14 protein-coding genes are annotated in these 12,239 nt (G+C 32.2%); 2 read left to right on the forward strand and 12 right to left on the reverse strand.

Going from position 1 to position 12,239, the window contains the following annotated elements:
* Positions 1-2 precede the first annotated feature (2 nt).
* Positions 3-701 (forward strand): hypothetical protein, encoded by a 699-nt coding sequence (locus tag IAI10_RS13500; protein ID WP_315673807.1) that lies wholly within the window; start codon positions 3-5, stop codon positions 699-701.
* 14 nt (positions 702-715) lie between these two features.
* Here IAI10_RS13500 and rpiA read toward each other — a convergent pair whose 3' ends face one another.
* Positions 716-1,390 carry a ribose-5-phosphate isomerase RpiA gene (rpiA, locus tag IAI10_RS13505; RefSeq protein ID WP_315673808.1) on the reverse strand — a complete coding sequence of 225 codons (675 nt, stop codon included), beginning with the start codon at positions 1,388-1,390 and terminating at the stop codon, positions 716-718.
* Positions 1,391-1,646: 256 nt separating this feature from the next.
* Between rpiA and IAI10_RS13510 the strand changes: the two genes are divergently transcribed.
* Complete coding sequence (locus IAI10_RS13510; RefSeq protein WP_315673809.1) at positions 1,647-1,976, forward strand: hypothetical protein; 330 nt, start codon at positions 1,647-1,649, stop codon at positions 1,974-1,976.
* A gap of 176 nt (positions 1,977-2,152) precedes the next feature.
* On the opposite strand, the gene IAI10_RS13515 is transcribed toward IAI10_RS13510, so the two are convergent.
* The 11 genes from IAI10_RS13515 to IAI10_RS13565 form a co-directional block, all read right to left on the reverse strand.
* Entirely contained in the window at positions 2,153-2,485 is a 333-nt protein-coding gene (locus IAI10_RS13515) for a hypothetical protein (protein WP_315673810.1), read from the reverse strand.
* Complete coding sequence (locus tag IAI10_RS13520) at positions 2,475-3,146, reverse strand: hypothetical protein (protein ID WP_315673811.1); 672 nt, start codon at positions 3,144-3,146, stop codon at positions 2,475-2,477. Before IAI10_RS13520 ends, IAI10_RS13515 begins: the two co-directional genes overlap by 11 nt.
* Before the next feature lie 392 nt (positions 3,147-3,538).
* Positions 3,539-4,231 carry a 5'-methylthioadenosine/adenosylhomocysteine nucleosidase gene (locus tag IAI10_RS13525; RefSeq protein WP_315673812.1) on the reverse strand — a complete coding sequence of 231 codons (693 nt, stop codon included), beginning with the start codon at positions 4,229-4,231 and terminating at the stop codon, positions 3,539-3,541.
* A gap of 34 nt (positions 4,232-4,265) precedes the next feature.
* Positions 4,266-5,213, reverse strand: a complete 948-nt coding sequence (locus IAI10_RS13530) for a hypothetical protein (RefSeq protein ID WP_315673813.1) — start codon at positions 5,211-5,213, stop codon at positions 4,266-4,268.
* A gap of 82 nt (positions 5,214-5,295) precedes the next feature.
* A complete protein-coding gene (locus IAI10_RS13535; protein WP_396334392.1) occupies positions 5,296-5,631 on the reverse strand; it encodes a hypothetical protein in 336 nt (111 codons plus the stop codon).
* A 295-nt stretch (positions 5,632-5,926) separates the two neighbouring features.
* Positions 5,927-6,649, reverse strand: a complete 723-nt coding sequence (locus tag IAI10_RS13540) for a TIM barrel protein (protein ID WP_315673814.1) — start codon at positions 6,647-6,649, stop codon at positions 5,927-5,929.
* A 47-nt stretch (positions 6,650-6,696) separates the two neighbouring features.
* Complete coding sequence (locus tag IAI10_RS13545; protein ID WP_315673815.1) at positions 6,697-7,452, reverse strand: hypothetical protein; 756 nt, start codon at positions 7,450-7,452, stop codon at positions 6,697-6,699.
* Positions 7,453-7,748: 296 nt separating this feature from the next.
* The gene (locus tag IAI10_RS13550) at positions 7,749-8,849 is read right to left on the reverse strand and encodes a GerAB/ArcD/ProY family transporter (protein ID WP_315673816.1); all 1,101 of its coding nucleotides are present in this window, start codon (positions 8,847-8,849) and stop codon (positions 7,749-7,751) included.
* A 34-nt stretch (positions 8,850-8,883) separates the two neighbouring features.
* Positions 8,884-10,032: a Ger(x)C family spore germination protein gene (locus tag IAI10_RS13555; protein ID WP_315673817.1), complete on the reverse strand. Its 1,149-nt coding sequence runs from the start codon at positions 10,030-10,032 to the stop codon at positions 8,884-8,886.
* A gap of 53 nt (positions 10,033-10,085) precedes the next feature.
* Positions 10,086-11,633 (reverse strand): spore germination protein, encoded by a 1,548-nt coding sequence (locus IAI10_RS13560; RefSeq protein ID WP_315673818.1) that lies wholly within the window; start codon positions 11,631-11,633, stop codon positions 10,086-10,088.
* A 133-nt stretch (positions 11,634-11,766) separates the two neighbouring features.
* Positions 11,767-12,207: a J domain-containing protein gene (locus IAI10_RS13565; RefSeq protein ID WP_315673819.1), complete on the reverse strand. Its 441-nt coding sequence runs from the start codon at positions 12,205-12,207 to the stop codon at positions 11,767-11,769.
* Positions 12,208-12,239 lie beyond the last annotated feature (32 nt).

A 12,239-nucleotide genomic window follows, 5' to 3' on the forward strand; every position in this document is an offset into this window, starting at 1 on the left:
AAATGCATTTTGAAAAAATTGATTCCTTTCCTTCCTTTTGTCATGCTTTAAGAGAAGCAGGATTTTCTATGGGAGGAAGCAATGATGAAGGTATATTTTCTCTAAGTACATACTTTTCTGATAATTTAGTTTCACATACAGGGAATAATGAAACAGATCCCTGGAAATGGCGAATCCGAGGAGTCACTGAATGTGATGATTTGCTATACGGTAAATTCTTTTTTAATAAGGGCGGTTGGATCACCAAAGAATGGCTTCCATACTTTATGGCAGTTCGCAGAGGAAAGAAAAGCTTTGATGAGCTGTATTATGAGGGATTAGTAAATAATACTGCTAAAAAAGTTTACGATTTGATTTCCGATACTCCTAATTTATCCTTGCAAGAAATTAAAATAATGGGTAACTTCGATAAAAATCAAAAATATGAATTTGAGTCAGCCCTTAATACCTTGCAGATGAAAATGTTCATAACCATCAGCGGAGAAAAATTCAAGCTATCCAAAGAGGGAAAACCCTATGGCTGGCCTGTTACCACCTTTTCAAAAATAGAAGATTTTTGGGGAGAAGGCATTTTAGATTTATCCTGCACTCTTAAAGCTGAAGAAGCCGTTGATAAAATCAAAACACAAATCCTTGCTTTGAACCCAGACGCAGAAAGCAAATTGATTAATAAATTTATCGGCGTTAGTAAGACAGCATAGGCTTATGCACTATGCTACTTGCTATTATTTTCAACCACCTTTACTCCATCTTTTGTTCCTATAATAATCCTATCACAAGTATTTAAGAACAATCCAGTTTCTAATACACCAGACACTTCTTTTAATTTTTCATCTATATATTTAATGTTAAATCCACTTCCAATATGCAAATCAGCAATGTAATTATTATTGTCTGTAACAAAGGGAGCATCATTTTTCATTCTCAAAGCTGGTCTTAAGGAAAGTGACTCCAGTTTCTTTAGTGTATGCTTATATCCATAAGGAAGAATCTCCACAGGAAGCGGAAAAGTCCCTATGTGCTCCACCACTTTGCTTGAGTCCATTATCCAGATAACCTTATCAGCTATGTTTGCTACCAGCTTCTCTCTGAACAAAGCTCCTCCCCCTCCTTTAATTGCATTAAATTCTCCATCAATTTCATCAACGCCATCAATAGCTAAATCTATTTTCTCAACGTCATTTATAGAAACCAAAGGTATCCCCAGTTCATTAGCAAGATTAGCTGTGCTTTCTGAAGTTGCCACAGCTTTTATATTTAACCCTTGTTTAGCCAACTCTCCAGCCTTTTCAATCACATAGTAGGCTGTAGAACCAGTTCCCAATCCTAATATCATATTATCTTCTATATACTCAGCAGCTTTAACTCCAGCAATTTTCTTTTCCATCATACCAGCACCTCCATTTACCCTATTGTTTAGCTATACTTTAAGCATATTATATCTTATAATCTAGTATTTACATATATTCTTTAGACTTATACCATTTTTCAATGCATAGAAATGTATTAAAGGCAAAAAATATACAATATAGGAGGTGTTGATAATGGAAATAGCTATTATGGGAGCAGGAATATCTTGACTGTCTTGTGCTATAACTCTAGAAAAGCATGGAATAAATCCAACTATTTTTGAAAAACGAAGCAGAGTGGGAGATAGATTTGTTAATGCGGAAGCAACATTTAGCATACTAAACAGGCCAATCAAAGATGATTTGCAATATTTAAAAGAAAATTATGATATAAACTTAACCCCTACTGATATGATAAAAAAATTGGTTATCCATTCTAAAAATCAGATTGGAAGCATTGATGAAGCTATAGATTATGCAAATATTAGAGGACGCCATAAGAATTCCTATGAGTGTCAGTTAGAAAAGCAGGTAAAAGCTAAGATAAATTTTAACTCTGCCTATGAATATAAAGATTTATGCAAAGAATTTGAATATGTTGTATTAGCAACTGGAGAAGGAAGCTAATCTAGTTATTGCTTGCCCCAATTATCCAAGCAACATAAAGCTCGGCATAGATACTATGTGGAAAACATTTTATGGCATAGCCTGTAAAGACTTTATACTCCCTGCATCAAGAAGGCATAAATACGTATAATAGGAGGAGAGATAACCCTCTCCTTCTTTCAAATTAAAATATGAATTTACTCCAAGTCCTGTATATTCATTTTTTCTATTTCTTTAGTTTTCTTTAATTTTTTTCTGCAGCCAAAATAAATAGCCAGAAAAATAGATGTTAGAATATTAGTTGTTAAAAATAATATTATACTCTGCATAATGATTTCACCACATGACTCGCCAGCATAAGTAGCCACACCTAATATGGTAATGATAGAAAAGGTACCACTAATGCCCGGTAATATTAAGCCAAACCATTTATTCTTTCGCCTTGATAAGAATATTTGAAGTAAAATAACAAGTGCTATTATTAAAGGTATTATTAACAATATCATCCCCGTTACTATTTCAAATTGCATTACAAATCACTTCCATTTCCTTTATGATTTTTTCTATATCCTCTTGAGAAGTAATTTGGGCTGCAGGATCAGCAAATGGGTTATTATATTTTTCATGCTTTTCATAGCTATAAATACTTATGGATTGCGGTATTTTCAAATTATCTAAAGCAATTTGGTGCTTGGGCTGAAAATATGCCTGCATAAGGCCATAAGCTTGAAACACAATAAACAAAGTCCATAAAACAGATATTCCTATACTATATATCAAGTTATATTTTTTATTAGAAGTTCCTCTTTCCTTATAGCTATTTATACTGTTTCGCAACGTGAAAATTATGGACTCCAATATTATGAGTAAAAATGCTATCCAATAAGTATATTTTAGATTATAGTTTCTTGAGAAGGATATTTCATACCATGACATTAATAAAAGAATTATCAATGTCATCCTGATAAAAGCCGTTAAAATAGCCTTCGCACTCCAAATGATACCTTTTTTCTTGTAGGCTTTCACTGATAATGTAAGTTCTCTTATCTCTATTAAAGCAAATATGCCTATAATTATAAAGAAATCAAAACTGCCGTAAAATATAAATGTAATCGCAAGCACAATGAATATTATCATTAAAATATTTACGGTGTAGTCTTTTAATAGTCCTTTAATATCTTCCTTACTCATGAGTTCCACCTTTCATTAACCAAAATAATTCCTCCTAAATTACTTATTTAGCAAAAACTCCATTGCTTTTTCTATAATTAAAAACGATGGCTATGTTTTAAAAGAATGTTGATAAAGGCATTTTTCGTAATGGCATGGTTTCTTTCAGAACCCATGGGATGAACTCTAAGGGCTACTTTGTTATAATTGACTACCAATTTTAATGCGCCCTCCGTGGCGCTAAAATTGCTTTGCCCGTCCTGGGCAAAATTACGCCAATTATAAGTCGCAATCCCTAAGAGTTCCTAGAACTCAAACGATAATATCAACATTTTAAAACATAGCCTCCCGAACTGAAGGAAGTTTTAAATCAGTGTAAAAATCAACACTGATTTAAAACAGAACCAGAACAATTAAATAATCTGTATCTTTTTTATGATTTCTTCCGCTAATTCTATGGCATTTGATGCTGCTGTCTCCACATTATTCTCAAAAGTTTCAGCGCCCTTCTCATCCGCATTGTCGGATATGGCTCTGATAATTATGAAAGGAATGCTGTTTACATAGCAGGTATGCGCAATGCTAGCACTTTCCATATCGACACATAAAGGATTAAACCTTTCTATTAGGCTTGCCCTTTCATTGTGAGTAATAAAGGCTTCACCAGTAATAATTCTTCCAGTATAATATTTGTTTTTATTTTTTATAGATTGGGCGGCCTCTTCACTTAGTCTTAATAGTGCGTTATCTGGTTTAAAATACATATCTTCCATGTATGGGTGATACTTTGTTAGGTTTTTACTTGCAACATCATGATAAGCTATTTCCTTGGCAATAACTATATCTCCAATTTTTAGTTGTCCACTTAATCCTCCTGCTACTCCTGTTAATATAATATGAGTAACTCTAAATTTATCTATCAAGAGCTGAGCAGCAATGGCAGCATTGACTTTGCACACGCCGCTAATTACAGCCACCACTTCAGCACCTTCATATATTCCTGAATAGAATTTAATCATAGCATGCTTAATAATTTGTTTATTCGATATTCTGTTTATAAATTGCATTATTTCTCTTTCTGTTGGTCCTATTACACCTATTTTCAATATATCATTCCTCACATTTTATTCATAATTGCTTTTAGGTAAGCCTTCCGAAATTCCTTAGGAAGGTCATTTTTTCAATAGCCTTAAATCCTTTCCACCAATTCTCGCTTATTGCAAATTCTTTTGCATACTTTTCGTTATTTTCAAACCAGCTCCAGGTTATACCCCAAACATCATTTTTAGCTCTTGTTTCAATAAGGTAATCAAGTTCCTTTTGTACAATATCCTTATTGTCCTTATAAAATATATTGTCAGGAGAAGTTATATAGTTAGAAGGTCTAACCCCATAAAAAGACCATTTTGAAGTATCTCTTTCAATAGAAGTAAACACAAGATTTTTTACAAACTCTAGCAGGAACTCATAATCCAGCTTATTCTCTAAATTAATCTGCTTTATCGTATCCAGAAGTACGCAGTATCCCTCTATGCCCATATCTCCATGGTTGGTACTTGTTTTTAGGTTTTCAATAATACGCTGTGAAACTGCTAGAGCTCTTTTATATAATTCCGTATTTTTATCAAAGAATTTCATTATAAAACTAGCTAACTCCGCCGTAACTCCTATACTTTCGGTTTCGTTTGCCTTCCCATCGTATGTCCGCCAAGGAGCATGGGGATATTCATTATTTGAGGGTATGCTAAAGAACCATCCGCACTCTCCAAAATACTTACCGCTTTCTAAAAATTTAAATATTCCTTGAATTATTGGATGCTTAATATCCATAAAATTAATTAGTTTTAATATATTAATAGCAAATAAGGTCGTATAGGGAGAAGATTCTGAATTCCAATTGTCCGCTTCCAGAGCATTCCCAAAGCCTCCGTCTGAGTTTTGGTAAAAGGCTAATTCCGAAAGCACCTCTTCCTTACTGCCTTTTTCAAAAGTATATTTCCATATAGCTAGCTCCAATGGTCTGGCATTTCTATGCATCCACACTCTTACCTCTTCATATGACTTAGAATTTAATAGCTTCACTGGCATAACCCCCAAATATATTTTTTAAGGCATTTATTATTTTACTTATTATCTTGCTGAAGAATATAAGATATCACTTCATAAGAAATTAATGCTCTGTTATTTTATATAATTCTCTGCTATCCTTTATCACCAAAAGCTTTTCACTGTATGCCTCTAGCAGCTTATAAATTTCACTTCTTGATTCTTGAAAGCTTCTGCTCCATTTATACATCATAAATAGCATTTTTATGGTAGGTTTGTAGCTGCATTTCTCTAGCTTTAAATTTTGGAAAATCCAACGTTTCATAATCCTGTACTTTCTTTTTAAGGGTGGAGTATCTAATAATATAATAGTATCGGCTTTGTCCAATCCATCATTGAAACATTCCCTTAAAACTCCTTCTATTATCCAATTATCAGAGTTAATTATTTTACTAAACATTAAATTTCTTTCTTCTTCGGGTCTTCTTCTGTCCCCGCCCGGCAGCCTTTTATGAAAAACATTGTCCAATTCGTACCAAGGATACTTTAATTCCTTTGAAACCCTCTTTGCCAGCGTGGTTTTTCCGCTAGCTACTGAACCAAGTATGTATATCTTATTTTTTTATTTCTTTCTCCATCCTATTTCTCTCTATCCAAAGCTATATGAAAGACTTCATATTTAAATCACTCCCAATATAGCTTGTTTTTACTAACTATATATCTATATTTCTAGGTATATAGTTGTTTATAAATCCCTATTCTAAACAATTTTTAATTATTTTCTTTGCTTTAATAATATCCTTGTCCTCCAATAGCTCAATGATAATATCTCCATCAAAGTCAGGTAGTATTTCTTTAAAAATATATTGAAAATCAATATCTCCCTCACCTAAAGGAATATGCTCATGAATTACATCGAAATGAGAATCAGTTACATGTAATTTTTTAGGCATTCTTATAGAAACCATGTCTTTTAAATGCTTATAGTCATCTACGTGAGCTATATCCAGCAAAAATTCCAGCTCTGGATTTTGGGAAAACATTAAAGCGATTTCTTTTGAAGATGAAAATATAGGATCTAATTTGCTGTTATTTTCAAGGAAAAGTGTTATATCATACTCCTTTAAAGTTATCAAAGCGCCGTGAATTATAGTTGAAAGCTTTTGAATTGTATTTTCATTAATTTTCTCACTATGGCAGATTGGGTGAATTATTAATTCTTTTTGCTGTAAGGCAGTTAATATTTTTATTAATTTAGGTATGTGCTCCTCAACTTCATTTATATCCAGCACCGCATGAATTATAGTTGGAAATTTAAACTTTGCTATCTTATCAATTCTGTTTTCTTGGATTTCCTGGTTTCTAATTCCATTTCTATCATACCAAACCTGCATTAACTCGAATCGATTTTCTCTTGCAAACTCAACTTCGTTTTCATAAAGATTATTAAACCTAGCCAGGCATCCTATCTTAATCATACTTACCTCTCCATATGTTTTAACTTATTTAAAATACTAATTGCTTCTTATTTACAAAAAGTATTAAAATCTTTTTGGTTCATATTTCTACCAAGAACTTTCCATAACTCCTCCTTTGGATTTCCATTGAAGTGCAATGCCGATATTTCCTTCTTCCATCTATCATTAGTACAGTATAAATAGGAATACCAGCTTGAATTGATTCTTTTCCCAGAATAAGCTGTAATATATAAATTTTCTAATAAAAAATCAAAGGCTTTATCAAAGGTCTTCTTTTCAATGTTAAGTTCATTTTTTAAAGCATCTTTATCTACAAAATCATATTTTTTAATTTCATTATAAATAGTCTGTGATTCTGAGGTTAAAGGTTTTATTGGTTTAATTCCGCTTAATAACTGGTATGCCTTTATTGATAGATATGTAGATCTCTTTTTATATGCTTTACAGTAAAATACTTGATGTGCTTCAATAAGTGAAATAATGTTCTCCATACTATATCCAAGACCGCACAAAGATGGCAATTCCTTATTGTCATTGCATAACAATATTCCATTCATATCAATATAATCTGCTAATTCATTTTGCCTTGCAAAGCCATACTGATGAAAAATTTCTGTTTTCGTTACTCTAGAATGAATAATACTTCCGCAATCCTTACAAATTAAATGTTCAATATTAGCGCAATCTTTTGTGGAATGATAAGCATAAACATCTGCAAAAATCCGACCCTCGCCTAACTGATATCCAATTGCTATATTGTTACTCTTGCAAAATGGACAGACATCTATTTGAATTTTATTCATTGTTAACCTTCTCTCTTAAAACAACTTACATTCTTATCTTTTATCAAAGCTCTCGCAAGTGTTATGAAATATTATATCAAAATTATACCATAATTTGTACAATTTTCACTCAATCTCTATTCCTGTTTATAAACTTTATTTTTTCTTTCCAAATAATATGTTATATAAAAGCATAATAATTAAAATAAAAGAGCAGCCCCATCCCCCAATTACCAAAATAGCAGGAATTAACCCTGCTCTATTTAATAAATTAATAATTTCTTTCATGTTGATCATACACATTCCACCCTAAATTGCTATGCTTTCTTTACAGCATTATTTCTGTTTTTGATGTAAGCTATTGCTAATAATAAAATAGGATTGAAAACCAGCATTGGAGTATTCATTAGAAATGGATGAATTTTTTTCCCAAGCCAAAGACTAAATTCATAGCTAGGTATAAAATAATAAGAAAATCCTACTGCAACAGCTCCCATAATAGCTATTAATAATTTACTGCTGTTTACTTCAAATACTGTATTAATAACCTGAATGGTTCCATAAAAGAACATGATTATTTTATAAAATCCCCCTATAAATATTATGGTTACTCCTATAGCATCTAAATTAGTTAAAATATCACCTATATTTATAAGTTTAATAATTTGAAGCAGCGGTATAGTTGAATTCGAAGCAAATTCTACGCTCAATACAGAGATAATAATAACTGCTGAAGCAGTTATTATTAATCCTGCTACAGCTACTGCTATCAAGGATGTTTTACAGATGCTCTCCTTAGGTTCAACATGACGCCAAAACATGAAAAAAATAAAGGCTTCCCCGTAAGGGAAACTTAGTATTCTTGGATATGCTGCGTAGACAACAGGCATTACTCCCTTTGATAAAATCGGTGTTAATTCGCTTAAGTGCATTTCATTACTGCATATAGTAAGTATGTAAGTTATAAGCATAAAAATTAAGACTATGGGACAGCACACTTCGCTTGTTCTCGCTAACACTTCTAACCCCGACCAGCATCCAAAAACTATAATAATAATCAAGGATATCATCACATATATTAAAGGAGTTCTTGGAAGATAGGACATTAAAATAAGCTCGCTAAACTCTCTTAGGATTATACTGCTTTTATAAAAAAAGTATAAACCGTAAAGAACGCTTACAGCTATTCCCCAAAACCTGCCCAGCAGCATTATGATTATTTCGACTATATTTTTATTTTGAAACATGCTTTGAAGCTTAACATAAGTCCATAAAAGAGCTGCTCCTCCAATAGTTCCCGCTATAACAGCAATCCAAGCATCTTGTTCTGCTTCTACTCCAAGAAGAAACAAGGAGGTACTTCCAAGCTCAAATAAGACTAGCAAGCAGAATAATTGATATTTACTAATGTGTACCATAATACGAATCAAAATCCTTTCAGGTAAAATATAATTATTTCTCAGGAGCAAAAGGTTTCTGCAGCTGACCAGATCTTTTAATTTTCACATTTATGTCTGTCTTATAATTGATGTTAAAAAATAATTTATCCCACTGGTCTTTAATTTTATCCCACTCTTTTGGATAATATCTGCTTAACGCGTAGCCAAAGCCAAATATATCAGAATGAAACTGGTTTTTTGCTTTATTTACAGCCTCTTTAATTTCATTATCAATTACTTTTTTAGTTTCACTCTCAAGTTTCTCAATAGTTTTTATTTCTGAAATATCAGATGTATCTCTAATTTCAGATATATTTCCAATTACATTTACTTTTATAAGAAATGTAATTTTACCATTTTGCAATTTAGGTAATATTTTTCCCCTGGCTCTTTTTATTTCTATTGCAATATCTTTATCCTTTGATTTCATTCCTGGAATATTTATGATTCCGCCTTTCACAGAATTAGTAATCCAATTTAAACCTCTTGATTCTTTATAGTCTAAATAGCCTGCTAATTTATCCTTTCTAAAAGCTGCAGTGCCTGCCATTAAAAGCTCTGGAGTACCAAATTCATTTATAACAGTTATTGCCCCTGTGGTAGGGTTATTGCCTTTTTTTAATAACTTTTTATAAAAATCCAATAAGTTATATACTTGCATTTGAGATGTAGCCCATTTCGTTTTTATCATTTCATTGATATAAAAAGCTTGAATTTGATTTACTCCGTGGTTTATGTTAAGAAGTGTTCTCGCTTCTGTGTCCTTTGCTATTACAAGCCACACTGAAAGTCTAATTTCAGGGTCTCTTATGAAAACATCTAATATTGAGGTTATACTTTCTTTTGCTAATTTTTCGCTGATAATAATTAATTTATTATGTGCAAAATAGCTTTTTCTATCTAGTTTTTTAGAAATATTTCTTACTGCCTCATATACTGTGAATCCTTTGGCGCTAACTACTTCCACCGATTCTTCAGGATTGCTTTGACTTTTTAATGCAGTAGGCTTTAGCACTTCACAAGATATTATGATTTCATTAGTAAGCAGGTCCTTATCCATTGCTACCGCCAGCACTATTCCAATTTTATTCAATTCTTTCCTATCAAAGCATCCTGTTAAAATAAATCCACATAAAATCAAAGCTATGAACTTTTTTATCACTGGTTTCCACCCCTGCTGTACCTTTCTAAAGTTCTTGATTTCATATTTCAAAGTTATTTTTTATTGTCTTTCCTGTTTCTTCTTATATTCCATAATGGAAATCTTATAAAACTGTCTTTTAAGCCTTGGCTTACAGTTGGAGCAATAGGCTCTAAAAAAGGAGTTCCAAAGGATCTTAAAGAACACATATGTATAAGCATGAAAAGTAAACCTAAAACAATACCATGAAATCCAAACATTGCACTTAAGATAATAAGCAAATATCTAAAAAAAAGTATAGAATCGTATAATGAAGGAATGATAAAGCTTCCTATAGCAGTTAGTGCTCCTATAATAACCATAGGTGCACTAAGTATACCTGCCTGCACTGCGGATTCTCCTATAATTAAAGCTCCTATAAAACTAACAGTCTGACCTATAGGTCTTGGCATTCTAATCCCTGATTCTCTAAGAAGCAAGAACAATATTTCGGTAATAGTCACCTCTACAAAGGTTGGAAAGGGGGTTCCCTCTCTAGCAGCAGCTGCAGTTAAAATAAGTACAGTAGGTATCATTTCCTGGTGAAATGTTTCTAATGATATATAGATAGCCGGAAGCATCAAGGTTATGATAAAGGCTAAAGCCCTAGCCACTCTTATAAGAGTAACTAAATAAGGCCTTGAATAATAATCCTCATTCACTTGAAAACTCTCTATAAATAGGTATGGCACAGAAAGCACAAAGGGTGTACCATCACAAATTATAGCAGCTCTCCCTTCCAACAGTTTAGCCGCTATTTTATCCGGTCTTTCACTATTTCCTATTGTTGAAAAAACTGAAAATGGGTTATTATCAATAAACTGCTCTATATATCCAGATTCTAAAATTGAATCCGTATTTATTTTATTTAATCTCCTTTTTACTTCATCTACAAGCTTCATATCAGCAATTCCTTGTATATATGCTATACAGATTTTGGTGTTAGTCTCGCTGCCTAAATTCAATGTTTCAAAGATCAGATTTGGACTTTTTATTATTCTTCTTATTAAAGCTGTGTTCACTCTTAAGGTTTCTGTGAACCCTTCTCTTGAGCCTCTAACAGTAACTTCTGTATCTGGTTTTTCAACAGCTCTTGCAATATTTTCTCTGGAATCTATCAAAATCCCTTTTGAGCAGCCATCTACCAGTAAACAAACTTCCCCAGACAAAATTCCCCCAATAATTTCACTAAAGGAATTAGCTTCTCTGCATTCTATTACGCTTAATATATCTTTTTCCAATATATTGAGTATTTCTTCCGATCCTTCAGGGATATTTATGTTTAATAAATTAATATCCACCATGAGCGCTTTTACAACATTATCTGCAGATACTTTTTTATCCGTCAGCCCTTCAATGAAGCAAATAAAAGCCTTTATGGGTATACCTGCATTTATATTGAAATCCCTGAATATGACATCATAGCTTTTCCCAAGCATATCTTTTAAAAACTTTATGTTATTTTCTATATTTTTATCAATTTGCTGAGCAATGCTGTTGTTTTCTTTTGGTAAATTGAAAGCTTCAGTATTTTCATTAACATTATCCTGCTTCACTAGATAGCTAAAAAAATTCTTTTTCATTCTAAGTCATCCCTTAAGCTTTTGTATAAGCTTATTCTTTTCCAATTTGATATTCTTATTCATATTGGTGAAAATAATGGAAAACAAAAACACCTAGAAGATCCCTCTCCTAAGTATTTTTATTAATTTGTATTTATTTATCTCCAATTAATTTCTTGTAAGTATCCATGAGTTCAATAAATTTGCTGCTGTCACCGCCCATATCTGGATGATACTTCTTAGCCAGCTCCCTGAATCTATTTTTAATAGTTTCAATAGAGGAATCTAGAGGTAGCCCCAAAACAGATAGAAGCTTGCTGTCATACATGCCTTCAATGGTCATACCGTTTTCTTTGTAATACTGAAAATATACGCAGTAAAAAAACTCATTAAATATTTCCTTAAGCTGTTCATACTCCATACAAAGCAGAGTGATCATATCATACTTCACAGAAGTATCCTTTTCATTTCTAGTAGAAAAATACTGATCCCATATATAATTTTGATACTTTGCAGTTTGTATATTTTTAAATCTAACCTGAGCCTCAAACTTCTTTAGCTGCCTTAGTTTACGTTTTAATTCATCATAATCCATAAACTGATCACCCTTATTCAAATTTTATATAA

This window comes from Clostridium sp. 19966 (assembly GCF_032335695.1).
Taxonomy (GTDB): domain Bacteria; phylum Bacillota; class Clostridia; order Clostridiales; family Clostridiaceae; genus JACTOJ01.